A 25,429-nucleotide genomic window follows, 5' to 3' on the forward strand; every position below is an offset into this window, starting at 1 on the left:
ACAGAGAGAGGAGTTCGTCTCATCCTTCGGTCAGCAGCGACGTCGCTGCCGCAAAGGTGTGATGGGTGACCTGGCTGGCGAGATCTCCGCGGTAGCGGCGGAGGATGCGCCGGACAGTCGATTCGGCCGCCGGGCCGAGCGAGTCATAGACGGTGGAGCACACCGCAACAGCGCGGTGCAGCGGATAGTCCGGCCCCAATAGTTCGTCTGGCAGTTGCGGATCGCTGCGGCGAAGCATTCGCCAATCCGTCATGATCGAGGTGCGCACCCGGAGGACCTCGTCCCCGGCAGACTCGCCAGTGCCCCACAGCGTGTCGAGCACCGTTTCCACCGAGCCGCCGTCCAGCATCGTCGCCAAAGGCTCCCAGCGGGCGAGGAACGCGCGATAGCCAGATGCGTGCTCACGCAGCTGGAAGGCCTCCGCTACCGCCTCGTGCCCCGCACCCGAGGGCAGTCGTGCTTTGGTGAATACGGTCAACTGAGAAGGATGCAGAGCCTCCGGCAGCGCCGCCAGCTCTGACGCGACCTGCTCCCCTGCATCGCCGGGGCGCAGCCACAGCCCGTCGTACAGCGCCCCGAAGCGGAGCTGCCGCAGCCGATCGCGCAGCGTGCGCCGCACTGCTGCCGCGTCCTCCGGAACCGAGTACGCCAACAGCGTCCACGAGCCGTCCCACGGCTGCGGCCTATGGCTGAGGAAGAGCACCTGCACATGGGAGTCGATGATGTCCCGAGTCATCGGCGCCACCGCGTAGTCCGTGTGCCGACCAGATCTCGTTCCAATCAGGAACCCGCGCTGAGCCAAGCGTTGGATCGCGCCACGTGCTCCGGCCCCAGAGACGCCGAAGACGCTCAGCAGTTCGACGAGAGCAGCCGACGGAATCGACTCGTCCTGCGCGAACCAGTAATCGCCGAGGAGCACCGAAAGAAGCTGCTGCGAGCGTGCCCCGCGTTGGTAGCGCGGCAGAACCGTCCCTGGTGCCGACATGAGCTGATTCTGTCACCGCGCCGCCTCGGTTCGGCGGTTACCGCGCCGGGTGGAGCACCAGCGGCGCGCTGCGCGGTCCGTACTCGAGCCAGTTCATCATCTCGACCTCTCCTGCCAGCTCGAAGCTCTCGGTGCGCTCGAGCACCGTCTGCAGCGCCACGAGCAGCTCGAGGCGCCCCATCGTGGCGGCGGGGCACTTGTGCGCGCCACGGCCGAATGCGAGGTGGGAGTTTCCCGCTCGCCCCAGCACGAACTCGTCTGGATCGTCGAACACGGCGGCATCCCGATTGGCGGAGGGGAACAGCAGCGCGATCGGCTCTCCTTCTCGCACCAGACGGCCGTGCAGCGTCGTGTCGCGCGCCGCTGTCCGCGCGAATACGCGGTACGGGGCATGCAATCGGAGGAACTCCTCGATCGCCGTCGGCAGGTCTTCAGGGTGGCTGCGAAGGCGCTGCTGCAGGTCCTGATCCTGCGCGAGGTGCACGAGACAGCTGCCGAGCGCCGCCTGCGGTGCCCCCATACCGGCGACGATCATCTGACGCACAGTGGCGACCGCCGTTGTGCGAGTGATGTGGTTGGCCGGGTCCTGCACCGCTGTCTCCAGGCTCGCGACAAGGTCGCGCGATGGATCAGGGTCCTCGGCGAGGCGGTCTGCATACACGCGCTCCGCGATCTCGTACAGCTGCGCGCTGCACTCTGCGATGACCTCGTCATCCATGTCCTGAATCGCGAACGCGTAACGCACGCCGACCTCGCGGATGCGGCGAGTCAGCGTCGATGGCACACCGAGGAACGCAGCGAAGCAGTCCATCACGAAGGGGGCAGCGAAATCCCGTACAGCATCGGGAGACTCCCCTGCCAGCATCTCGTCGACGAGCCCGACCGCGCTGGCACGGAAGGCCGCCTCCCGCTTTCGCACCACACCGCGACGCAGCACCGGGTCGATCGCCTCCCGATACGCGGTGTGCTCGGGCGGGTCGAAGTGCAGCGGCGGACGCCGGGAGCTGCGCGGGACATGCGGCACGACATTCTGCACCGACGTGATGAAGAGCTCATGATCCTGAGCGATTCGCACGATGTCGTCATATGTTGTCGCGGCCCAGAAGCCGCCAAATTCCTCACTCCACGGGAACGGATTCGCGGCGCGCAGTGCAGCATAGTCAGCGTGCGCGCTGCCGAAACTCTCCTCCATGGCGGGCGCCCACTCCGAGCCGCGCTGCTCGCGGGATCGCTCATCCACGCCGTCGGCTGACTCCGCCGCGTTCAGGAACGGACAACCGCCCATTCAGATCACCCTCTTCCGTGCCCAGCGCGCGAGGAACTCGAGCGCGACGACGACCACCACGAGGCACACGAGGATCCCCGCTGTCGTCTGGTAGTCAAGTGATGCGATCGACTCGTCGAGCAGGAAGCCGATGCCGCCCGCCCCGACGATGCCGAGAACCGCGGATTCGCGCAGCGACAGATCCGAAGTGAACAGGCTGTTGGCGATGAAGCTCGGCACGAACTGCGGCCACACGCCGCTGACGAAGACCTGAAGCCGATTCGCTCCGGTCGCCTCCAGCGCTCGCAGCGGCGCGGGGTCCACGGTCTGCAGCGAATCCGTGAAGAACTTCGCGGCGAGCGCAGTGGACGAGATAGCCAGCGCGAGAAACCCGGCGAATGGCCCGAGACCCAAGGCTGCGACGAACACGAGCGCGTAGATGATGTCGGGCACGCCGCGGACCAGCACGACAAACGCCCGCAGCAGGAAAGAGAGTGGCGCGAACCTGATGAGCACGTTCGTCGAGAGCACGGCGATGAGAAGCCCGATGACCACACCGAAGGTCGTCGCCGTGAGCGCCATCACGACGCTCTCGAACACACCGCCGAGCACATCCATCGTGATGACCGGCGGGAAGAAGCCGCCCAGGAGCGCGAGGGTGTTCTCTGCAGCCCTGACAAGCCGCGCGGGGTTGAAGCCGAGTTGCGTGAGCGAGTAGGCGAACAGCGCACCCGCGCCCAGCGCGCCGGTGAGTCGGGTCGCCCTGCCGCGGTTCCACCCTGGCGTCGCCAGGTCCCGCCCACGGCCGTAGAGTTCGGTGGCCGTGCCTGTCTCTGCGTGCTCGGCGACCGAGCGCTGCACGAGGTAGGCCACCAGCTCGAGGATCAGCAGCATCCCGACGATCACAAGGATGATCCCGGCCGCACGCTGATAGTGCAGCGAGCCGATCGCGGTCTGCAGCGCCACTCCGATGCCGCCGGCGCCGACAACGCCGAGCACCGCCGACGCGCGGATGTTGATGTCCAGCCGGTAGAGCACGAGCGACGTGATCGCCGGCAGCGCACGACTCAGGGTCGTGGCGACGAAGTTCTGCATGCGTCCGGCTCCGACAGCCGCGATCGCGTTGCGTGGTCCGGGCTCGAGCTCCTCGAAGGCGTCTGCCATCATCTTGCCGATCATGCCGACCGAGTGCACGGCGATCGCGAGTCCGCCCGCCAGTGGACCGAGGCCGAAGATGCGTACGAAGATGAGAGCGAAAACCAGAGACGGCACGGCTCTCGTCACGACGATGACCGCGCGCGCGGCCCACTGCACGATGCGAGGTCCGGTGAAGGTGCGCGCGGATGCTGCGGCGAAGAACACCGAGATCACGGTGGCGACTCCGGTTCCGGCGATCGCGATCCACAGTGTCTCGAGTGCGCTCGAGAGCAGATTCGGCACGTCTCCCGTCTCAGGAGGAAGCATCCGTTCCAGCAGACGGGCGATGTCACCGAATCCCGACGCGAGCGCGGCAGGGCGGATGTCGATCCACCACACGCCGAATGCGGTGATGGCGAGGTAGGCGAGCGGGATCGCCCACGTGCTGACGCGGGGTGCCGCGGGCGGCGCCTCCCGTTCAGCCTGGCGTGTGCGCGGACGATCGAGGAGCTTGGTCATGCGTCCGATGCCCCCGCCATGCGGTACACGGAGCGCAACTCCTCCTCGGTGGTCCGAGCCGTCGGCGCATCGAGGATGATCGCTCCATCCCGGACGGCAACGATACGATCACTGATCTGGAGTGCGAGATCGACCTGGTGCAGCGAGCAGATCACGGTGAAGCCGTCCTCCGCGCTGAGCTGTCGAAGCATCGCGAGGACCGAGAGGCTCGCAGTGGGATCCAGCGAGGCGACCGGCTCATCCGCCAGGACGATCTCGGCTTCCTGCATCAGCGTGCGCGCGATCGCCACGCGCTGCTGCTGCCCTCCGGAGAGCGTGTCGCAGCGCTGGAAGCGCTGGTCGGCGAGACCGACGCGCTCCAGCTGTGCCGCGGCCCTTTCCCGCAGTGCGCGGGGGTAGCTCGCCACACCATAGCGCGGCATCCTCAGCGTTCCGAGCGCTCCCATCAGCACGTTCTCGAGCGCGGAGAGCCGTCCGACGAGACCGAACTGCTGAAAGACGAACCCGACACGAGAGCGAAGCCGCTGCAGCTCGCGTCGACTGCACGACGCCGGATCGATCCCGAGCACGGTCACCGAACCCCCGGTAGGGCGGTGACTGCCGTTGATCAGCCGCAGCAGGGTGGATTTACCCGCCCCAGAGGGCCCCACCAGGGCGACGAACTGCCCTGGTGAGACCTCCAGATCAATGCCATGCAGGACCGCCTTGGCGCCGAAACTCTTCTGCAGGCCCTGGATACGGAGGCTCGGCTTCGGCTGCGCAGAGCCCGTGACAGGCTGCGTGGATGCAGTGGTGAGCATGATGAGAGAGCCTTTCGATCAGTCCTGGCGGCAGACGTCTGCCTCCGTCGTCTCGCAGATGGTGCGGATCGGGTCATAGTCGGAATCTTCGGCGGCTTCAAAGGCGAATGCGCCAGTGCCACCCCACTCGCACGCCATCGCACCGGCATACTCATCGCCCCAGGACTCGGGCGCCTCGCGCTGGGCGTCGTCGCACAGGCCCGCTTCAGCGCCCGTCACGGCGTTGTACTGGAGGACGGCATTGATGATCTTCGTGCGGAGCTCTTCATCCAGCCAGTTGCCGATGACCAGGGGCGTGCCCGGGATGTCATCTGACTCCCACACCGTCGCGGTGTCACCTTCGGCGATCACTCCGCGAGCCGGCAACAGGTCGGTGATGAAGGTGCTGGCGACGAACGCGACCTCGCAGTCGCCGGCGAGCATCTGTGTGACCGCCACATCGTGCTTGCCGGCGAAGATCGGTGTGATGTCGGTCTCTGGATCGATGCCCGCCTCCAAGAGGCCTGCCGCCGCGGCGAGGTAGCCGGTCGTGGATGCCGGATCGGTGAAGCAGACCGTGCGACCTGCGACATCCTCGACCGAGGTGATGTCGGACCCGGCCGCGACGACGCCGTACGAGTTCACGGCTCCGGAACCGGGTTCGGGGGTGAGCTGATCCATCGCGACCGGGGTGATATCGGCGACATCGGTGGCGAGATAGTACGAGAACGCGCCGTACACCGCGATGTCGACGCGCTCGGCGGCCTGCGCTTCGATGACACCGGCATTGCTGCTGACTGCCTCGATGCGCGTAGGGATGCCGGTGCCTTCTTCGATGGCGGCGACGAGGGGTTCGAATGAGGCTTCGAGTGCCTCACTGTTGTCGGTGGGAACCACGGCGAACACGAGCTCGGCAGGCCCGTCGCTCCCCTCAGCTTCGTCGGGTCTGGCGTTCGGGCTGCCGCCGCACGCCGTCAGCACGAGGGCGAGGGTGGCGAGCGGGACGAGGAGCGAAAACTTGCGCATCATTGAGCACTTTCTGTCGTCGAGAGTGAGTCGGGTCAATCAGACCGCATATTTTCATCCGTTCGAACCATAAAGTGTGGCCTATTGCTCGCCATTGATCGGACGGAAGATTGTGCGGTCAACAGATCTCACCATCAATTGTTGAAACTGTCAATCAATTTGATCGGGTTCTCCCAAGCCGCAAAGACGGACGCCCCACTTCTTTCATACCCGGCCCCGCCCCTAGACTGATCTCTGCGCGGGAGTGGTGAAATTGGTAGACACGCAGGATTTAGGTTCCTGTGCTCTAGGGCGTGCGGGTTCAAGTCCCGCCTTCCGCACATGCACCCCATTGCGCTCATTCCGTGGCTGGACCCCGAGGTCATCATCGGCGCGGCCGGGCCCTGGGCTCTGTTGGTTGTGTGCTTCATCGTCTTCGCAGAGACCGGTCTTCTCGTCGGCTTCTTGCTGCCAGGCGACACGCTGCTGGTGATCTCCGGCCTGCTGACCCACACCAGCAACGTGTTCGGCGTGAACATCTGGATCGTGTCGCTGCTGATCGCCCTTGCCGCGTTCTTGGGAGGCGAGGTCGGCTACTTCATCGGCCACAAGGGCGGGCCGGCGATCTTCGAGCGCAAGGAGTCTGGGCTCTTCAGCCGCAAGAATGTCGAGCGCACGAATGCGTTCTTCGAGCGCTTCGGCGGCCTCACCGTGATCCTCGCGCGCTTCGTGCCGATCGTGCGCACGTTCGCCCCGGTCGCAGCCGGCGTCGGCCACATGCCGTGGAAGCGGTACAGCCTGTACAACCTCATCGGAGCCGTGCTCTGGGGCTTCGGACTGACGATGCTCGGCTACCTGATCGCGTTCATCCCGTGGATCGCGAAGCTGGTCACCGACTACATCGACATCATCCTGCTCGCCGCCGTCGGCGGTACAGCGCTGATCACGCTCTGGCACTACTTCTCGGAGCGTCACAAGGTCAAGAAGGCCCTCGCCTCAGGCGGCGACCCCGACACCGATGCCGAAGAGGCGAAAGAGCTCACGCTCGATGCCGAGGTGTTCGACCGCGCACCCGACCTCGACGGCGACGGCACGCACTGACACCGAAGGCGCGTACTAACCGGCGTCCTTCTTCTTCGCACGTGATCGCTCAACGCTGGCCTTGAGCGCCTCCATCAGGTCGATGACCTCGCCACCCTTACCTTCTGTCTGATCTTCCGCGAAGGTCTCCGCGACATCGAACGTGTCACCGGCCTCGATCTTGGCGTCGATGAGCGTTCGGAGCTCCTTCTGGTACTCGTCCACGAACGATTCGGGATCGAAGTCGCTCGAATAGCTCTTCACCAGACTGGCGGATAGCTCGAGCTCCTTCTTCGATATCTTCACGTCCTCCTCCAGCGATTCGAACGCGGCCTCTCGCACCTCGTCAGCCCACAGAAGCGTCTGCAGCACGAGCACATCCCCTCGAACGCGAAGCGCGGCCAACCGTGTCTTCTGCCGCAGCGTGAACCGGACGATCGCGGTGCGGTCGGTCTGCTCCAGCGTCCTGCGCAGCAGCACATAGGCTTTCGGGGACTTCGAGTCCGGCTCGAGGTAGTACGCCCGATCGAGCGTGAGCAGATCGACCTGGTCACTCGGCACGAATTCGACGACGTCGATTTCTCGACTGCGCTCTGCGGGGAGGGCCTCGAGATCATCCTTGGTGAGCACGACCATCTGCCCATCGTCTTCGTAAGCGCGGTCGATGTTCTGATACGCGATCACTTGTCCGCATACTTCACACGTGCGCTTGTACCGAATTCGCCCGCCGTCCTCATCGTGCACCTGGTGCAGAGAGACGTCATGGTCCTCGGTGGCGGAGTACACCTTCACCGGCACGTTCACCAGCCCGAATGTCAGGGCGCCCTTCCAGATCGACCTCATGACACCAGTACACACTGTTCGCTCCACCTCTGACCAGGGGGTTGCCGTTACTCTGACGACATGCCAGGCGAGACGCAGATGGTCGAGGTCGACGGCAGACGGCTGCGCCTGACGAACCTCGACAAGGTCCTGTACCCCGAGACGGGCACGACGAAGGGCGAGGTGATCGCGTACTACACGCAGGTCGCCCCTCGGATGCTGCCACTGCTGGCCGGTCGTCCGATCACGCGCAAGCGGTGGGTCGAGGGGGTGGGCACTGCGGATGCTCCGGGAGAGGCATTCTTCGCGAAGCAGCTGGAGCGCGGTGCGCCGGAGTGGGTGCGCCGGCTGCCGATAGAGCATTCGGGTGGTGCGAAGGAATACCCTCTCGCCGACGATGTGCCCACACTCGTGTGGATGGCGCAGGTGGCGAGCATCGAGCTGCATGTGCCGCAGTGGCGGTTCGGAGCGAATGAGGAGCGTCAGAATCCTGACCGTCTCGTCCTCGACCTCGATCCGGGCCCGGGCGCAGACCTCGCCCTGTGCGCACACGTCGCGCGGATCGCCCGAGACATTCTCCAAGACATCGGTCTCGAGCCGGTGCCGGTCACCAGCGGCAGCAAGGGCATCCACCTGTACTGCCATCTCGACGGACGCCAGACCAGCGATCACGCATCCGCTCTCGCCCGTGAGTTGGCCCGCTCGATCGAGACAGACCACCCTGATCTCGCCACCAGCACGATGTCGAAATCTGTGCGCGACGGCAAGGTCTTCATCGATTGGAGCCAGAACAACGGTTCCAAGACCACGATCTCGCCATACTCTCTTCGTGGCAGGGCCGTTCCGACCGCGGCTGCTCCGCGCACATGGGATGAGCTCGACGATCCTGAGCTGCGTCAGCTCCGCTTCGACGAGGTCATCGCGCGCGTCGAAGCGGGCATCGATCCTTTCGAGGGAACCTGGCCCTCGCCCGCGGATGCCGCTCTCGGCCCTTACCGGGCGAAGCGCAATGCCGCGCGCACCCCCGAGCCCGTACCGGAGCGCACCGGTGTCGCTGCCGCAGGGTCGCTCCCCCGCTTCGTCATCCAGGAGCATCACGCGCGGGCGACCCATTTCGATCTGCGCATCGAGCGCGACGGGGTGCTGGTGAGCTGGGCGGTCCCCAAGGGCGTCCCGGAGTCCCCCGCTCGCAACCGCCTGGCGGTGATGACCGAGCCGCATCCGCTCGAGTACCTGACCTTCCACGGCGAGATCCCCCGCGGCGAGTACGGCGCCGGAACCATGACCATCTGGGACACCGGGACGGTCGAGCTCGAGAAATGGCGCGATGACGAGGTCATCGGGACGTTCACGGGGTCGGGCCCTCTCGGCCGTGCGCGGCTCGCTCTAATCCGCACGGATGGTTCGGGTGAGAAGTCATCGTGGCTGCTGCACCGGATGAAGGACCCTGCCCCCTCCGGCGCGTCCGGACTGATCCGCCCGATGCTCGCCGAATCGGGCACCTCGGGTCTTGCCCGCTCGCTGGCGGACCCGTGGAGCGAGATCAAATGGGACGGCATCCGCGCCGTGGGCACCTGGCAAGACGGTCGTCTGCGCCTGCATGCCCGCAGCGGCACCGATATCACTGAGCGCTACCCCGAGCTCACCGCTGATGGCGCGCCGTACTTCGCCTCGAGCGATGCGGTCATCGATGGTGAGATCGTCGCACTGGATGCCTCTGGACGACCGAGCTTCGGACTCCTCCAGCGACGCATGCATCTCACGAAGGCGCGCGAGATCGAGCGTGAGGTGGTGCGTACGCCGATCGCGTATTACCTGTTCGATCTGATGCGTCTCGACGGGCACGACCTCACCGGCGTTCCGCTGCGCAACCGCCGCGCCCTGCTCGAGACCCTCGCTGAGAGCGCCGAAGGCCCGATCATCGTGCCTCCCGTCTTCGACGATCTGGATGCCGCGATGCAGACCAGCCGCGAGCTGGAGCTCGAGGGCGTCGTGGTGAAAGCATCCGGATCGAAGTATCACCCCGGCATCCGCTCTGGTGACTGGCTGAAACTCAAGCACACTCGGATGCAAGAAGTCGCGATCGCCGGTATCCGCCCCGGTAACGGCAATCGCGCAGGGACGTTCGGATCCCTGCTGCTGGGCGTTCCGGAAACGGATGGCACTCTCCGCTACGTCGGCAGGGTCGGCTCGGGCTTTGATGATCGGATGCTGCGCGATCTGCTCACGCGTCTCACCCCGCTGCGCACGGATCAGAACCCTTTGGAGGGTGTCCCCGCGCCCGATGCGCGCGATGCACTGTGGGTACGGCCGGAGCTCGTGGGCGAAGTCGAGTTCGCCGGCTGGACATCGGAGGGATCGCTCCGCCACGCACGATGGCGGGGCCTGCGCCCCGACAAGAACGTGGCCGACATCGTCAAGGAGTGAGCACCCTCAGGCGTGCGAATCGGTGCATTCCGCTTGCCCATCGGGCTCGAGTTGGAAGGTGGAGTGCGCGACGTCGAAGTGATCGGAAAGACAGCCTTGGAGCTGCTCCAGCAGCTCCCCTGCCCTGCCCTCGGCGAACACCCCCGGATCCACCCCGACGTGGGCAGTGAACACGGGCGCACCACGGGTTAGCTGCCATACGTGCACGTCATGCACGCTGGTGACGCCATCGAAGCCGAGCAGGTGATCACGGATCTCGCTGACGTGGGTGTCTTTGGGCGCGGACTCCGCAAGCACCGAGAACACCTCCCGCAGGAGCGTGATGGCGCGCGGGATGATCATGACGGCGATGAACAGCGAGGCGATGGCATCCGCCGGCATCCATCCTGTCGTCACGATGATGATCGCGGCGACGATGACAGCCGCCGAACCGATCATGTCGCCGAGCACTTCGAGATATGCGCCGCGGACGTTGATGCTGGTCTTCTGCGCTGAGCTGAGCAGCCACATCGCGATCATGTTGGCCAGCAGCCCGATCACAGCGACGACGAGCATCAGCGGTCCAGCGACCTCGGTGGTCGCAGGCTCGACGAGACGCCGGACGCCCTCGATGCCGACGCTGAGCGACAGCACGATGAGGATCACCGCGTTGACCAAGGCGCCGAGCACCTCAGCGCGCTGATACCCGAACGTGCGGCGGTCATCGGCAGGGCGAGCGGCGACAGTGCTCGCGATGAGAGCGATGACGAGCGCCGAGGCATCCGTGAACATGTGCGCGGCGTCCGCCAGCAACGCGAGTGATCCGGTGAGAATCGCGCCCGCGACCTGGACGAGCATCACCACTGCAGTGAGGCACAACGAGATCGTCAGAAGCCGGCGGTTACTGGCCCCTCGTATCCCCGGCGCGTGATCGTGCATACCTCCAGGCTACGAGGGAAATCTGCGCTCAGAGGCCATTTCTCCTAGTCGGGAAGGGTAACGATTCTCAGTAGCGCTTCGCCGCCGCTTACAGCGTCTTCAGCAACGGCACGAACGCCTCGAACGCCCGAGCACGGTGCGACTGCGACTGCTTCTCCTCGTTCGAGAACTCGGCCGAGGTGCGCTCGGCACCGGCTGGCTGCCCATCTGGGATGAAGATCGGGTCGTAGCCGAAGCCGTTCTCGCCCGCAGGAGTCGTAGCGAGGCGCCCTGGCCACACGCCTTCGACCGTGTGCTCGGCACCCGACGGGGTCACAAGTGCGATCGTCGAGATGAACTGTGCGGTGCGGTGCGGGTCTGCGATATCGGCGAGCTGATCGAGCAGCAGCGCGAGATTCGCCGCGGCATCCTTCTTCTGCCCGGCCCAGTACGCCGAGAAGATCCCTGGCGACCCGCCCAGCACATCGACACAGACGCCGGAATCATCAGCGAATGCGGCAAGACCGGTGTGGGCCGCCGCGGCGCGCGCTTTGATGAGCGCGTTCTCTGCGAAGGTGACGCCGTCTTCGACCGGCTCGGGGCCTTCATAGGCCACAACCTCGAGGTCGGGACGCGTCATCGCGACGATCTGCTGAAACTCGGAGACCTTGTGGGCATTGTGCGTGGCGAGGACGACCTTCATGCTCACTCGCCTGCGAGCGCTGCGAGCTGGTGCTGCTTCAGCGTCTCGCAACCCGCGACGCCGAGCTCGAGAAGAGCGTCGAGCTCGCGCTTATCGAAGGGCGCGCCTTCGGCGGTGCCCTGCACCTCGACGAACAGACCGCGACCGGTGACCACGATGTTCATGTCGGTCTCTGCACGCACGTCTTCGACGTAGGGCAGATCGAGCATCGGCACGCCATCGATGATGCCGACCGACACCGCGGCGACCGAGTCGATCAGCACGGTGGAGTTCTTTCCGATGAACTTCTTGTTGCGGCCCCACTCGATCGCATCGGCGAGCGCGACGTATGCGCCGGTGATCGCTGCGGTACGGGTTCCGCCGTCGGCCTGCAGCACATCGCAGTCAATGACGATCGTGTTCTCACCCAGAGCCTTGGTGTCGACGACGGCGCGCAGCGCGCGGCCGATCAGACGCGAGATCTCGTGCGTGCGTCCCCCGATCTTGCCCTTGACGCTCTCGCGATCGTTGCGGCTGTTGGTGGCCCGCGGCAGCATCGCATACTCGGCGGTGACCCAGCCCTTGCCCTTGCCGGTCAGCCAGCGCGGGACGCCGTTGGTGAACGACGCCGTACAGAGCACCTTCGTGCCACCGAAGCTGATCAGCGCGGAGCCCTCAGCGTTCGCGCTCCAGCCGCGCTCGATGGTGATCTCGCGGAGCTGGTCGGTGGAGCGGCCATCCGCGCGGACGATGTCAGACATGAGTTTCCTTCGGGTCGGTAGCACCGGCCTGTGCCGGTTCAGAGAGTTCGGCCAGCTCAGAGAGGTCAGGAAGTGTGATCACGCCGGTCTGGACATGCTGCACATCGCGCACTTCCGCACCCATGAGACGGTTCGCAAGCGCGGTGAACTCCGCGGTGGATTCTCCCGTCGCCTCATACTTGTAGGTCGCCGTGGCCTGGTGCGGCGCGAGCAGATCGCCACGCACGAGCTGGCGGTAGACGTCACCGGCGGTCTCATCGTCGCTTGCGACCAGCGCCACGCCGTCGCCCATCACATAACTGATCGCACCCCGCAGGAACGGATAGTGGGTGCATCCGAGCACGAGCGTGTCGACACCAGCCTCGCGAAGCGGAGCGAGATACTCCTCGGCAACCGCGATCACCTCGGCGGTGTCGGTGACTCCCGCCTCGACGAACTCGACGAATCGCGGGCAGGCCGCGGTGAAGATCTCGAGCTGCGGATTGACCTCGAGCATGTCTTGATACGCGCGTGAGGCGATCGTGCCGACGGTTCCGATCACGCCGATCCGGCCGTTGCGCGTGGTCGAGACCGCACGGCGCACGGCGGGCCCGATGACCTCGACGACGGGGACGTCATAGCGCTCGCGCGCGTCGCGCAGCATGGCAGAGGATGCCGTGTTGCAGGCGATCACGAGCATCTTCACGCCCTGGTCGACAAGAGTGTCGAGCACCTCGAGCGAATAGCGACGCACATCTGCGATCGCCTTGGGCCCGTACGGCGAATGCAGAGTGTCGCCGATGTAGACGAAGGATTCGCGTGGGAGCTGAGCTCGGATCGCCCGTGCCACGGTGAGACCTCCGACACCGGAGTCGAAGATGCCGATCGGTGCCGCGTTCATGACTCACCAGCCTACCGTCACGAATTAGGCTGAGCGCATGACCTCGTCGACGGCGCTGCTCACTGACCGCTATGAACTCACGATGCTGGGTGCGGCACTGCGCGACGGCACCGCCACCCGGCCGAGTGTCTTCGAGCTGTTCGCGCGGCGGCTTTCCGGGGGGCGTCGCTTCGGTGTGGTGGCCGGAACCGGACGCCTGCTTTCGCTGCTGCGAGACTTCCGCTTCGGCGACGACGAGCTGCGCTACCTGAGCGATCACGGCGTCGTGGATGCTCAGACGCTGAAGTACCTCGAGAGCTACCGCTTCACCGGCACGATCCGCGGGTATCGCGAGGGGGAACTGTATTTCCCCGGCTCCCCGATCCTCACGGTCGAGGGTTCCTTCGCCGATGCTGTCGTCCTCGAGACGATCGCACTCAGCGTCATGAACCACGACTCCGCGATCGCGACGGCCGCGTCGCGGATGAGCATCGCCGCGGGCGAACGACCGCTCGCAGAGATGGGATCGCGCCGCGCCGCCGAGATGTCAGCGGTCGCTGCGGCTCGCGCCGCCTACATCGCGGGCTTCGGTGCGACGAGCAACCTCGAGGCGGGCCGGCAGTGGGCGATCCCGACGATGGGCACTGCCGCACACTCGTGGACACTCCTGCACGATTCCGAGGAAGACGCCTTCCGTGCGCAGATCGACAGCCTCGGCGCCGGCACCACGCTTCTCGTGGACACCTACGACATCGCCGAGGGAGTGCGCACCGCGATCCGCGTCGCCGGCACGCAGCTCGGCGGCGTGCGCCTCGACTCGGGCGATCTTCCGACGGTCGCCGCAGCAGTGCGCGATCAGCTCGATGAGCTGGGGGCGACCACCACGAAGATCACCGTGACCAGCGACCTCGACGAATATGCGATCGCTGCGCTGGCAGCATCCCCTGTCGACTTCTACGGTGTCGGCACTTCGGTCGTCACCGGTTCGGGGTACCCCACGGCCGGAATGGTCTACAAACTCGTCGCACGGCAGGATGCCGCAGGAAGCTGGATCCCGGTCGCGAAAGCGTCGACCGACAAGGGATCGAAGGGTGGGCGCAAGGCGGCCTTCCGCACGCTGATCGAGGGCGTCGCCACTGCCGAGACCATCGTCGTCTCCGACGGTTTCGAAGAGCTGAGCTCCGCCGCTGAGCATCCTGACTCACGAAGCCTGCAGGTCACTCTGGTCGACGGCGGTGAGATCGATGCCTCATTCGAAGGCGCTTCTGGCACAGCATCCGCTCGTGCGCACCATCTGCTGGTGCGCGAAGAACTGCCCGTGCGGGCTCTGGCGCTCAGCAAGTCGGACCCTGCGATCCCGACGGTGTTCCTCGATCAGGACTGACGATCCCTGAGCCTGTCGACCCCTGAGCCTGTCGACCCCTGAGCCTGTCGACCCCTGAGCCTGTCGATCCCTGAGCCTGTCGATCCCTGAGCCTGTCGAAGGGTCAGCCGACCATCGATTCGTAGATCTCTTTGCAAGTCGGGCAGATCGGGAACTTCTCCGGGTCGCGACCAGGGGTCCACTTCTTGCCGCAAAGTGCGCGCACCGGCTTACCGGAGATCGCCGACTCGAGGATCTTGTCCTTCTTCACATAGTGAGAGAAGCGCTCATGGTCTCCCGGCTCGAGATTCTCTTCTTTGAGAAGTTCTTCCAGTTCGCGATCAAGCGTTGCCACGCCGCCCTGATCGGGGCTGTCCAGCGGAGTACTCATGCGCAGAGTCTACCGGCCGAGCACGCACCTCGGGCGGAGTCACGCGGTCTCGACGAACTCCATGAGACGCTCGCCGCCGCGGTCGAAGATACGACCACCCACGACCGCACCGAGCGCCAGCACGACGACTCCCGTCCCGATGCCCACCCAGAAAGTCGCGGGGTTGTAAGCATCGTCGGTGATCACGGTCATGATGAACAGCCAGATGGTCGGCGCGCTCACCGCGATCGCGGCGATGAACGCGATGGCGGGGGCGTATCCCCCACGGGATGCCGAACGCTGAGGCTGCTGGAACGGACTGTCGCCCGGGCGTGAGACCGCATAAGGCGAGGTCACCGAGAGGATGCTGGACAAGCCGAGCCCCGATAGGAAGAGACACGCAGCGAGCCCGATCATCGGCATGAGCAGATACCAGCTCTCGATCGGCGCCAGCGTCAGCGGAATCGCGACCGCCAGCACCGGGATCGCCACCAGAGAGATCGGAATGACGCGGCCGAGCCGATCCGAGACGCCACGCACGCCGCTGGCCACATGGATCCACAGGGCCGTCGAGTCGTAGGCGACGTCGTTGTGCGGAAGCCAGCCGAAGAAGAGCGCCATCACCGGCACCGGAACGAGAGCGGCGATGTACAGCGGCACACCCGCCACGAGCAGCGGGAAGACCGTCAGCACGCCGGCGATGGGCACGATGACGAAGTTCACGATGTAGCGCCGATCACGCAGCCAATACACCAGACTGCGCGCTGCGATGGCGCCGAAGGCGTTCGACGGCAGCAGCGCGAACCAGCCGAGCCCTGCGCGCTCCCGCGAAGTCGCAGGGCGATCGGTCGAAGTGAGCAGACGCCGCACGAGCCACGTCCACCACGCCCACAGTCCTCCGAGCGTGACGAGTGCGACGATCCCGCTCAGCCATGCCGCGGAGCTGTCACCTGCCGCGATGGCCAGACCGAAGCTCGGAATCGCCGCGAGCGGCGTGTATCCGAGCACGTCGGTGAGGGCTGCCACAGCAAAGGGCACCTGGCCGTCCCACTCGAAGGAGCCGAGGAAGATCGCGACAGGGAACGCGATGACCACGACAGCAAGAACGAAGAGGGCGCTGAGCTCGCGAGAGCGGCGCTCCGGCAGCAGCAACGCGCTCATCGCCATCCCGATGCGCGCGGCGATGGCCGAGGCGACGACGCCGAGCACACACACCAACACGGCGATCGGCCAGGGCGTTCCGAGTGCGATCAGCAGGAGAGCCACGCACACGGCGACGGCGATGAGCGCGAACGATGGCACGCTCACGAGCGATGCGACGGCAAGCATCCATGGCATCTGCCGCACATCGACCCCAAATATCGCGAAACGTCGCGGATCGAGCTGATCAGCGGCACCGGTCAGCACCGGCCCGATCAGAAATCCGAGCAGAGTCGCCGCTGCAGCCAGAACGACGACGGTTCTCGCGACGGGCAGCGGTGCCGAAGCCAGGCTCATCAGGGCGATGCACACTGTGACGGTCGCGGCGATGACGATGAGCAACCGCACGACGGTGCGCACCACATGTTCACCGCGGAGAGCGCCGAACATCAGCGCGAGCCTCAGTCGGAGAATGTGTGCAACCACTCGAGCCCCTCTACTTCGCCGATCCCACCGGAAAGCTCGACGAAACGCGATTCCAGAGTCTGCCCCGCGCGAACCTCGTCAACGGTCCCCTCCGCCAGCACGTCTCCGCCGACGATGATCGCCACCCGGGAGCACACCCGCTCGACCAGATCCATGCCGTGGCTGGAGAGGACGACCGTCCCACCGTGTGCGACATATGCACGGAGAATGTCGAGGATCACCGCAGAGGAGACCGGATCAACGGACTCGAAGGGCTCGTCGAGCACCAGCACGCGCGGCGAGTGGATCATGGCTCCGGCGAGCATGATCTTCTTCGTCATACCGGCCGAATAGTCCGAGACCACACGTCCGACGGCCGCCGAGAGGTCGAAAGCGCGCACGAGGTCGGCAGAGCGCTTCTCGATCGCATCGACAGAGAGGCCGCGAAGCAGACCGTAGTAGTGCAGCAACTGCCGCCCGGTCAGACGATCGAACGTGCGCAGCCGATCGGGCAGCACACCCATGATGCGCTTGGCTGCGAGTGCATCCTTGGATTGGTCGATACCGCAGATGCTGACCTGTCCACTGTCTGCGCGCAGGAGTCCTGCGAGGATCGACAACGTGGTCGTCTTTCCTGCACCGTTCGGCCCGACGATGCCGTAGAACGACCCGGCGGGAATGGTGAGGTTGATCTCGTTCACGGCACGCTGGTCGCCGAAGTACTTCACAAGCCCCCGCACGACGATGGCATCAGCGGCTTCAGGCTCAGCCTCGCGCTCGGGCTCTGGCGCAGATGCAGGCTCGGGCTCGGGCTCTGGTGCAGATGCGGGCTCCGGGGCGGGCTCGGCAGCCGCTTCCGCCTCGAGGAGCTTTTCGATCTCGACGACCGGCTCTGCGTCCAGAACGGCATGCAGGTCGACGACGGCCGGATTCGTCTTGGCCGGCTCATTCGCGGGCGACGCCACAGCCTCTGCCGTCGGGGCGGCATCGTCTGCGGCGATGAGCGGCTTCTTGGCAGCTTCCGCCTTCGCGGCACGTGCCGCCGCGGCTTTCGTCGCCGCTGCTTTCGCAGCCGCTGTCTTCGCGGCCGCTGTCTTGGCGGCAGTGGTCTTCGACGCAGTGGTCGCGCTCTGAGCCTTGCTCGCCGCCGAACGAGCCGTGGCGGTCTTCGCAGCCGTCGTCTTGGCCGCAGTACTCTTCGCGGCAGCGGCCTTCTTCGCGGCAGCGGCCTTCGACTCTTCGCTCTTGGCCGTTGTCGCCTTCGCTGCCGCGGTCTGCGTCGCAGTCTTCGCAGCAGGCTTCGTCGAGCGCGCGGCCACCGCCTTCACCGCGGCCGTTGTCGTGGTCTTTTTCGCGGGGCTCGTCGTTTTCGCCGCGGTCGCCTTCTTGGCGGGACTCGTCTTCTTCTCGTCGGTGCTCGATGCCTTCGCAACGGGTTTCTTCACCGCGGGCTTCTTCACCGCGGGCTTCTTCGCCGTGCTGGGCTTCGCCGATGAGGTCTCTCGAATCGCCTTCGCGTCTGAGCGCGCGCTCGATGCGGAGTCAGGCCGATCAGCGGCATCGTCTACAGAAGCAGTCACCCCCCTACGCTATCAACGGCACCCGCATTTCTTAGGGCCGGATGACACAATCGTCATCGGATTCCCGGGTGTTCACCTGACCTGTGTGTCTGGTGTGTACCTGATCACGAAATGGCAACAGCCGGGCCTCACCCCACAGGTTCCCAGGCGCCATCGCTAGCATGAGGGCGGCACGAAGAAGTGTCTGGTCGATTAAGCGACCGTGAACACAGAATCTTTTTAGGAGAATTCGTGACTCTTCAGACCGTTATCCTCGCCGCTGGCATGGGCTCGCGCCTCGGCCGTGCGCTGCCGAAGCCGCTCACCGAGCTCAGCGACGGCCGCACCATCATGCAGCAGCAGCACGAGAACATCCGTGCGGCATTCGGCCGTGAGGCCCGCATCACCACTGTCGTCGGCTACCGCGCCGAGACCGTCATCGAGGCGTTCCCGCATGTCAACTACGTGCACAACGAGCGTTACGACGAGACGAACACCTCCAAGAGCCTGCTGCGCGCCCTCGGCGCGACGGGCAAGGGCGGTGTGCTCTGGATGAACGGCGACGTCGTCTTCGACCCGCGCATTCTCGGCCGTGCCATCGAGTTCATCGAGCGCGATCAGTCGTTCGTCACGGTGAACACGTCCAAGGTCAGCGACGAAGAGGTCAAGTACACCGTCACCGCCGAAGGTTTCATCAACCAGCTGTCGAAGACCGTCAAGGGGGGCCTCGGCGAAGCGGTCGGTATCAACTACATCTCATCCGCACACAAGAAGTCGTTCATGCGCCAGCTGTCGCGTGTTGAGGATCAGGACTACTTCGAGCGCGGGCTCGAACTCGCCATCGCCGAAGACGGCCTGCTGCTCGAGCCCATGGACGTCTCGGATCTCTACGCGGTCGAGGTCGACTTCGCCGAAGACCTCGAGCGGGCGAACCTCTACGTCTGATCTGCACTTCTGAAAGCCCGGCTCTCCAGGGAGCCGGGCTTTCGGCATTCTCGCGGATGATCTGCATAGGATCTGGGCATGGCGAAGAAGGTGCACAAGATCCACTCCCTCCCCGACGATGCCGCCTGGGACAACGGAGTGCCGCCGGCCGGTTCCGACGAGCATTCGATGACGGTGCGCGGGCTCGATCGGGTTCTCGCGATCCAGCGCCCGCTCGTGCTCGCCCACATCCGCAGCATCCGTCTGCGCAACCCGAGTGCTTCGCCCGACCAGCTCGTGCGTATTCTCGAGCGCCGATATCTGGCTGCCGTGACCGCCGGCGGCGCGGCCGTCGGTGCGACGGCCGTCGTCCCCGGCATCGGCACCGGAATCACTCTTGCTCTCTCCGGAGTGGAGACGGCCGGATTCCTCGAGTCGACCGCACTGTTCGCGCAGTCGCTTTCGGAGATCCACGGGATCGCCGTCGAGAACCCGGACCGTGCGCGCGCACTCGTCATGACTCTCCTGCTCGGCAAAGAGGGCGTGGATCTCGTCGGCCAGCTCGCGAAGCAGGCGAGCGGCCACGGAATCGGGCGCTCCTCCTACTGGGGCGAGCTCGTCACGAAGTCGCTCCCCCGTGCCGCGGTCGGTCCGGTCGTCGACCAGCTCAAGACCCGATTCGTCAAGCACTTCGCCGCGGCCGGTGGCGCGTCGATCATCGGCAAGGCCATGCCGTTCGGGATCGGCGCCGCAATCGGGGGTGCCGGAAACCACGTGCTCGGTCGGCGCGTGCTGACGACCTCTCGTCGCGCGTTCGGAGTCGCCCCTGCCGCACTTCCCGCCGAACTCGAGCCCGGTGTGAACGCCGAGAAGCTCGAACTGCGGATGCTGCATGGAGCCCGCTATGCGGGGTCCGCGATCGTCGGTGCAGCAGATTCTCTAGCCAAGACCGTGGGGCGAGCAGGGTCGAAGATCGGCGGGATCAGGCGCGGAAAACGCAGTACGCAAGAGCTTGACTCTTCCTCCACAGACACCGATTCCTGAGGGTTCTCCCCCTCCGCCGGCGCGAACGCCGGCACACGAGTCGCAGCGTCGGTGACCGTTCCTACCGTGGCACCCATGCTGCGCTACATCGATCCGTCACAGATCCCTCCAACTGACGCTTACCGGGTGCCCTGGCGCATCCGCCGCAGCGATCCTCATCACCCTGTCGTGGTCAACGACGGCACAGAGAGCGCCGATTTCGTGCGCGTGTTCCGCGACGACGTCGGCAGCGACAGAACGGAACTATGGGGTCAGGTGCTGCCGTCCGAAGACATCCAGCTGTGCCTGTGCGAGGCAGACCTCGACGAGGTCGTCGTCACGCTCGCCTGGTTCCGCCCTGCCGATGGACTCGAGTACGTATGGCGGTTCGTCGTATGACGTTCGTGCGCGTCACTGCGATCTACGGAACCCGCCAAAGGATCCGTCACCGGGTTGTGCGAGGCATCCAACGCGACGCGCAAGCGCCCTACTAGGGTGGAATCCGTGACGGACACCCCTGACCTCTCAACGACCGCTGCCAAGATCGCGAACCTGCGCACCCGCTTCGACGAGGCGGTCACCGCGCCCGAGAAGATCGCGCAGGAGAAGCAGCACGCCAAGGGCAAGATGACCGCCCGCGAGCGCATCGAGCTCCTCGTCGACAACGGCAGCTTCGTCGAGTTCGACGAGTACGTGCGACACCGCACGACCTCGTTCGGGATGGACCGCAACCGCCCATACGGCGATTCCGTCGTCACCGGTATCGCCACGATCCACGGCCGAACGGTCGCCGTGTACTCGCAGGACTTCACTACCTTCGGTGGTTCGCTGGGCGAGGTGTCCGGCGACAAGATCATCAAGGTCATGGAATACGCCCTGCAGGGCGGAATGCCCATCATCGGCATCCTCGACTCTGGAGGCGCCCGCATCCAGGAGGGCGTGCTCGCCCTCAGCAAGTATGGGGAGATCTTCCGCCTGAACACTCGTTCCTCCGGTGTCATCCCGCAGATCTCGATCATCATGGGCCCGGCTGCCGGCGGTGCCGTGTACGGACCTGCGCTCACTGACTTCGTGATCATGGTCGACAAGACCAGCCAGATGTTCGTCACGGGCCCCGACGTCATCAAGACCGTGACCGGCGAGGACGTCGGCATGGAAGAGCTCGGTGGCGCACTCACGCACAACACCCGCTCCGGTGTCGCTCACTACCTCGCCGATGACGAGGACGACGCGATCGACTATGTGCGCACCCTCCTCGGGTTCCTGCCGGACAACAACATGGGCGAGATCCCCGCCTACGAGAGCGATTTCGAGTTCGAGACGACGGATGCCGACCGCACCCTGAATGCGATCATCCCGGACTCCGCGAACCAGCCCTACGACATCCACACGGTCATCGAGCACGTCGTCGACGACGGCGACTTCATCGAGGTCCAGCCGCTGTTCGCCCCGAACATCGTCATCGGTCTCGGCCGCGTCGAAGGACGCTCGGTCGGCATCATCGCCAACCAGCCCTCGCAGATGGCGGGAACTCTGAACATCGAGGCGGGCGAGAAGGCCAGCCGCTTCGTGCGCTTCTGCGACGCGTTCTCCATCCCGATCGTCACGCTCGTCGACGTCCCCGGATACCTTCCCGGCACCGACCAGGAGTGGACCGGCGTCATCCGCCGCGGCGCGAAGCTCATCTATGCCTACGCCGAGGCGACGGTTCCGCTGGTCACCGTCATCCTGCGCAAGGCCTACGGCGGTGCGTACATCGTCATGGGATCCAAGCAGCTCGGCGCCGATGTGAACCTCGCTTGGCCCACCGCTGAGATCGCCGTCATGGGCGGCCAGGGAGCCGTGAACATTCTCTACCGCAACGAGATCCGCCGGGCCGAAGAGGCCGGTGAAGATGTCGCTGCCGTTCGCACGCGCCTCGCCAACGAGTACACATACAGTGTCACGTCGCCGTTCCTCGCCGCAGAGCGCGGAGAGATCGACGGCATCATCGAGCCCGCGAACACCCGTGTGGCGATCGCCAAGGCGCTGCGCTCACTGCGCGGAAAGCGTGCTGAGCTGCCACCGAAGAAGCACGGGAACATCCCGCTGTGACCAATCCCGAAAAGGCACCAGACGTTCGGATCGTTCGCGGCACAGCGAACGAAGAAGAGCTCGCCGCCCTCATCGCGGTGGTCACCGACGCGTACGAACGCGAAGCCGAGAGCGCTGTGGTCGAAGAAGCGAACGTATCCGTGTGGGAACGCACGCAGCGTCCGACCCGCTCGTCTCTTCGGCGCGACATCCCGTGGGGACGGTTCTCGGGCTAGTCCGCGACGCGTGCAGCGCGAAAGCGCAGTGTGACCAGCTGGAACGGACGCAGCGTCAGTGCGACCTGGTCGCCAAAGACCGAATCGATGACGGCGGCATCCACTTCTCGCTCGAGCAGATCGGTCTCGATCACGGCATCGAACGCGAACGCGACCGACAGCGTCGCCGATGCACGACCGCCCAGCGCCTCGTAGAGCCGCACGATCACATCACCGCTGCGGTCTTCGGCCAACTTCACCGCCTCGACGATGACAGCATCCGACGAGAGCGACAGCACCGAGGCGACCGGGTTGCCTCCGAGGAGCTGACGCGGCGGCAGATTGAGCCGGTATCCCTCACGCGCAGCATCCGCGATCGATGAGTCGGGGCGGATGCTGACTCGAAGAGTGTGCTCGCCCTGATCCGCCTCCGGGTCAGGGTAGAGCGGAGCCCGCAGCAATGACAACCGCACGTTCGTGAATGTGCCACCGCCCTCTCGCGGCAGTGAGGTGATGTCGTGACCGTATGTGGAGTCGTTCGCGACCGCGACGCCGAATCCTGCCTCGCCGACATGCACCCACCTGTGTGCCACCGTCTCGAACCGCGCCATGTCCCACGAGGTATTGGCGTGCGTCGGACGCTGCACGTGTCCGAACTGGATCTCTGAGCTGGCGCGATCGGTGTGCACGTCCAGCGGGAACGCCAGCTTGAGCAGCTTCTGCCGCTCGTGCCAGTCCACCACCGTCTCGATCTCGAGAGCTGCGGAATCTGCATCCAGAATCAAAGTCTGCGTGATCCGCGTGGCCCCCCGGCCGCGGATCACGCAGACGACTGCGGCAGTGGGGTGCGGGACCGGCTCGATGGACTCCGCGTCTGTCAGGTCGATGACGAGACGGCGGTAGTGCTCATCGATGTCCCAGGCATCCCACTGGGTCGGGGTGTCTCGGTGCAGCTGCAGGAGATTCGCTCTCTGCCCCGGCGCGATCGTCTCTCGTCCGGTGGCGCGAACCAGGAGAGAGACGATCAGTCCTGCGTTGTCGATGCGAACACGCAGCTGGCCGTTGGTGAGTTCGAAGCCCTCGTCCGTGCGGGTGAGGGTGGCCGCAGTCGCAGCCCCAGGCGACGCCACCACCGCCATCGCTTCGAGCGGGCCCTGTGCGTACGGCCCGGCATTTGCCACGAGCGCGCTCGATCCCTCGCCGACGAGTGCCCTCAGCGCGTCGACAGTGAGTCGTTCCGTCGCCGCGAGCACCTCGTCGTAACGCCGCTCTGCCTCACGGTGCACCCAGCCGATCGAAGTGCCGGGAAGGATGTCGTGGAACTGCTGCAGCAGCACGGTCTCCCACAGCCCGTCGAGCTCGTCGTAGGGATACTCACCGCCCCGCAGTGCCGCCGCGGTCGCCCACAGCTCGGCTTCGCGCAACGCGTGCTCACTGCGACGATTGCCCTGCTTGGTGCGGGCCTGGGACGTGTAGGTCCCCCGATGGAACTCCAGATACATCTCGCCCGACCACACCGGCGGATGCTCGTACTCCGCCTCGGCGGCGGTGAAGAACTCCGCAGGGCTCGACAGCGTCACCGTCGGCGAGCCCTCCAGCGAGCGCAGCCGCTCGGCTGCGGCGATCATCTCGCGGTTGGGCCCTCCACCACCATCGCCGTATCCGAAGGGAACGAGCGACGTATTCGCCATGCCCTTCTCGGCATATTGCCGCTCTGCGCGGGCAAGGTCTGCTCCAGACAGCTGCGAGCTGTAAGTATCCACCGGCGGGAAGTGGGTGAAGATCCGCGTCCCGTCAGTTCCCTCCCAGAGGAACGTGTGGTGCGGCATCCGGTTCGTCTCGTTCCACGACATCTTCTGCGTCAGCATCCATCGTGATCCGGCCGCGCGCGCGATCTGCGGAAGAGCTGCCGAATACCCGAAGGAGTCCGGGAGCCAGACGTCGAGCGGCTCGACGCCGAACTCCGCCATGAAGAAGCGTTTGCCGTGGACGAACTGGCGCGCCAGCGCCTCGCCGCCGGGCATGTTGGTGTCGGACTCGACCCACATGCCTCCGGCGGGGACGAACTTTCCGGATGCCACGGCATCGCGCACCCGCGAGAACAGTTCGGGCTGGAACTGCTTCAGCCACGCATACTGCTGAGCCGAGGATGCGGCGAAGACGAAGTCCGCCTCCTGCTGCAGTGACAGCACGTTCGAGAATGTGCGCGCGATCTTGCGCTGCGTCTCACGGACCGGCCACAGCCACGCCGAGTCGATGTGCGCGTGCCCGATGGCGTGCACCCGGTGCGCGGACGCCGCCGCGGGGCTCGAGAGGACGCCGGCAAGCTCTCGACGCCCCGCGGCAGCACTGCCCACGATGTCATCAGGATCTGCGGCATCCATCATGCGCTCCAGTGCCCGGAGGATCTCCGCGCGTCGCGGCGACGAACCAGGCAGCTCCGCCATCAGTTGCGACAGCACCGTCGCATCCTGCAGCAGCTCCCAGGTCTCGAGGTTGCGCATTGCGATGTCTGCGTGCCGCAGTCGATAGAGGGGTTCGTCGCCCGCGGTCTCCAGAGAACCGAGATCGGTCGGACGGAAGAAGCGGAACCCCTCGGCGAGGTCAGGGTTCGCTGCAGCCTCGAGGTAGAGCTCGAAATGTTCACCCGGGCCGGCTTCGAGCGGCACGTGCGCGTTACGCGGCTCTACTGCCTTCACGATCGAGCCGTCGGGACGATAGACCGTGCCCTCAGCTTGAAACCCTGGCTCTGCCTCGTTGAATCCCAGATCGAACAGCAGCTCCGCTCCGGGAGCCTCCGGCACCGTTCCCGTCAGCCTCAGCCAGGTCGTCCCCCAGGGCTTCCCCCATCGTGCCCCTGCCGCAACCGGCTGATAGATCTGGCCCACAGCTTCCGCGAACGGCACCGGCTCCCCCGGCACCTCCCAACTCGCCACACGCAGCGGCGTGAGAACCGCGTGCACGTTCGGGCGCAACCGCTCGTGAATGAAGCGCCGAAGACGCGCTTCGATGAGATCGGTCGTGTCGTGCATGCCCAGCAGACTCCAAGGTCGGGATGCAAATAGTCAATCGATTCGATT

22 protein-coding genes and 1 tRNA gene are annotated in these 25,429 nt (G+C 65.6%); 9 read left to right on the top strand and 14 right to left on the bottom strand.

Annotated features, from left to right (window positions below; translation table 11 throughout):
- Nucleotides 1-19: 19 nt before the first annotated feature.
- The 5 genes from ACN0RC_RS08285 to phnD are packed head-to-tail and all read right to left on the bottom strand — an operon-like array spanning nt 20 to nt 5,713.
- Nucleotides 20-985 (bottom strand): PaaX family transcriptional regulator C-terminal domain-containing protein, encoded by a 966-nt coding sequence (locus tag ACN0RC_RS08285; protein ID WP_417510652.1) that lies wholly within the window; start codon nt 983-985, stop codon nt 20-22.
- Nucleotides 986-1,022: 37 nt separating this feature from the next.
- A complete protein-coding gene (locus tag ACN0RC_RS08290; protein WP_417510654.1) occupies nt 1,023-2,270 on the bottom strand; it encodes a cytochrome P450 in 1,248 nt (415 codons plus the stop codon).
- Nucleotides 2,271-3,905: a phosphonate ABC transporter, permease protein PhnE gene (gene phnE, locus ACN0RC_RS08295; RefSeq protein ID WP_417510656.1), complete on the bottom strand. Its 1,635-nt coding sequence runs from the start codon at nt 3,903-3,905 to the stop codon at nt 2,271-2,273. It abuts the gene before it with no gap.
- Nucleotides 3,902-4,705 (bottom strand): phosphonate ABC transporter ATP-binding protein, encoded by an 804-nt coding sequence (gene phnC, locus ACN0RC_RS08300; RefSeq protein ID WP_417510658.1) that lies wholly within the window; start codon nt 4,703-4,705, stop codon nt 3,902-3,904. Before phnC ends, phnE begins: the two co-directional genes overlap by 4 nt.
- Before the next feature lie 18 nt (nt 4,706-4,723).
- Nucleotides 4,724-5,713 carry a phosphate/phosphite/phosphonate ABC transporter substrate-binding protein gene (gene phnD, locus ACN0RC_RS08305; protein ID WP_417510660.1) on the bottom strand — a complete coding sequence of 330 codons (990 nt, stop codon included), beginning with the start codon at nt 5,711-5,713 and terminating at the stop codon, nt 4,724-4,726.
- A gap of 235 nt (nt 5,714-5,948) precedes the next feature.
- On the opposite strand from phnD, the gene ACN0RC_RS08310 reads away from it, so the two are divergent.
- Nucleotides 5,949-6,030, top strand: a tRNA-Leu gene (locus ACN0RC_RS08310).
- A 1-nt stretch (nt 6,031) separates the two neighbouring features.
- Nucleotides 6,032-6,790 carry a DedA family protein gene (locus ACN0RC_RS08315; RefSeq protein WP_417510662.1) on the top strand — a complete coding sequence of 253 codons (759 nt, stop codon included), beginning with the start codon at nt 6,032-6,034 and terminating at the stop codon, nt 6,788-6,790.
- A gap of 15 nt (nt 6,791-6,805) precedes the next feature.
- Here ACN0RC_RS08315 and ACN0RC_RS08320 read toward each other — a convergent pair whose 3' ends face one another.
- Nucleotides 6,806-7,612 (bottom strand): Ku protein, encoded by an 807-nt coding sequence (locus ACN0RC_RS08320; protein WP_417510664.1) that lies wholly within the window; start codon nt 7,610-7,612, stop codon nt 6,806-6,808.
- A gap of 60 nt (nt 7,613-7,672) precedes the next feature.
- On the opposite strand from ACN0RC_RS08320, the gene ACN0RC_RS08325 reads away from it, so the two are divergent.
- Nucleotides 7,673-10,018 carry an ATP-dependent DNA ligase gene (locus tag ACN0RC_RS08325; protein ID WP_417510666.1) on the top strand — a complete coding sequence of 782 codons (2,346 nt, stop codon included), beginning with the start codon at nt 7,673-7,675 and terminating at the stop codon, nt 10,016-10,018.
- 6 nt (nt 10,019-10,024) lie between these two features.
- Here the strand turns inward: ACN0RC_RS08325 and ACN0RC_RS08330 are convergent, their stop codons facing one another.
- From ACN0RC_RS08330 to murI, 4 genes are all read right to left on the bottom strand, one after another.
- Complete coding sequence (locus ACN0RC_RS08330; protein WP_417510668.1) at nt 10,025-10,936, bottom strand: cation diffusion facilitator family transporter; 912 nt, start codon at nt 10,934-10,936, stop codon at nt 10,025-10,027.
- Between the two features lie 88 nt (nt 10,937-11,024).
- Entirely contained in the window at nt 11,025-11,618 is a 594-nt protein-coding gene (gene rdgB, locus ACN0RC_RS08335) for an RdgB/HAM1 family non-canonical purine NTP pyrophosphatase (protein ID WP_417510670.1), read from the bottom strand.
- Nucleotides 11,619-11,620: 2 nt separating this feature from the next.
- Nucleotides 11,621-12,358, bottom strand: a complete 738-nt coding sequence (gene rph / locus ACN0RC_RS08340) for a ribonuclease PH (protein ID WP_417510671.1) — start codon at nt 12,356-12,358, stop codon at nt 11,621-11,623.
- A complete protein-coding gene (gene murI / locus ACN0RC_RS08345) occupies nt 12,351-13,238 on the bottom strand; it encodes a glutamate racemase (protein WP_417510673.1) in 888 nt (295 codons plus the stop codon). The genes rph and murI overlap by 8 nt, the downstream gene beginning before the upstream one ends.
- A 37-nt stretch (nt 13,239-13,275) precedes the next feature.
- Here murI and ACN0RC_RS08350 point away from each other — a divergent pair, with 37 nt between their 5' ends.
- Nucleotides 13,276-14,601, top strand: a complete 1,326-nt coding sequence (locus tag ACN0RC_RS08350; RefSeq protein ID WP_417510675.1) for a nicotinate phosphoribosyltransferase — start codon at nt 13,276-13,278, stop codon at nt 14,599-14,601.
- Nucleotides 14,602-14,704: 103 nt separating this feature from the next.
- Here the strand turns inward: ACN0RC_RS08350 and ACN0RC_RS08355 are convergent, their stop codons facing one another.
- From ACN0RC_RS08355 to ACN0RC_RS08365, 3 genes are read right to left on the bottom strand one after another with little or no spacing between them, the layout of a single operon-like run.
- Nucleotides 14,705-14,971, bottom strand: a complete 267-nt coding sequence (locus tag ACN0RC_RS08355; protein ID WP_417510677.1) for a DUF3039 domain-containing protein — start codon at nt 14,969-14,971, stop codon at nt 14,705-14,707.
- Nucleotides 14,972-15,010: 39 nt separating this feature from the next.
- Nucleotides 15,011-16,540 (bottom strand): hypothetical protein, encoded by a 1,530-nt coding sequence (locus ACN0RC_RS08360; RefSeq protein ID WP_417510679.1) that lies wholly within the window; start codon nt 16,538-16,540, stop codon nt 15,011-15,013.
- A gap of 11 nt (nt 16,541-16,551) precedes the next feature.
- Entirely contained in the window at nt 16,552-18,135 is a 1,584-nt protein-coding gene (locus ACN0RC_RS08365) for an ATP-binding cassette domain-containing protein (protein WP_417510681.1), read from the bottom strand.
- A 231-nt stretch (nt 18,136-18,366) separates the two neighbouring features.
- On the opposite strand from ACN0RC_RS08365, the gene ACN0RC_RS08370 reads away from it, so the two are divergent.
- From ACN0RC_RS08370 to ACN0RC_RS08390, 5 genes are all read left to right on the top strand, one after another.
- A complete protein-coding gene (locus ACN0RC_RS08370) occupies nt 18,367-19,059 on the top strand; it encodes an NTP transferase domain-containing protein (protein ID WP_417510683.1) in 693 nt (230 codons plus the stop codon).
- A gap of 78 nt (nt 19,060-19,137) precedes the next feature.
- The gene (locus ACN0RC_RS08375; RefSeq protein ID WP_417510685.1) at nt 19,138-20,082 is read left to right on the top strand and encodes a hypothetical protein; all 945 of its coding nucleotides are present in this window, start codon (nt 19,138-19,140) and stop codon (nt 20,080-20,082) included.
- 75 nt (nt 20,083-20,157) lie between these two features.
- A complete protein-coding gene (locus ACN0RC_RS08380; RefSeq protein ID WP_417510686.1) occupies nt 20,158-20,460 on the top strand; it encodes a hypothetical protein in 303 nt (100 codons plus the stop codon).
- A 96-nt stretch (nt 20,461-20,556) separates the two neighbouring features.
- Nucleotides 20,557-22,155, top strand: a complete 1,599-nt coding sequence (locus tag ACN0RC_RS08385) for an acyl-CoA carboxylase subunit beta (protein WP_417510688.1) — start codon at nt 20,557-20,559, stop codon at nt 22,153-22,155.
- Nucleotides 22,152-22,370 carry an acyl-CoA carboxylase subunit epsilon gene (locus tag ACN0RC_RS08390; protein WP_417510689.1) on the top strand — a complete coding sequence of 73 codons (219 nt, stop codon included), beginning with the start codon at nt 22,152-22,154 and terminating at the stop codon, nt 22,368-22,370. Before ACN0RC_RS08385 ends, ACN0RC_RS08390 begins: the two co-directional genes overlap by 4 nt.
- Here the strand turns inward: ACN0RC_RS08390 and ACN0RC_RS08395 are convergent.
- Entirely contained in the window at nt 22,367-25,381 is a 3,015-nt protein-coding gene (locus ACN0RC_RS08395; RefSeq protein WP_417510691.1) for an alpha-mannosidase, read from the bottom strand. The genes ACN0RC_RS08390 and ACN0RC_RS08395 overlap by 4 nt on opposite strands.
- Nucleotides 25,382-25,429: the final 48 nt, after the last annotated feature.

This window comes from Microbacterium sp., from assembly GCF_048259935.1.
GTDB lineage: Bacteria > Actinomycetota > Actinomycetes > Actinomycetales > Microbacteriaceae > Microbacterium.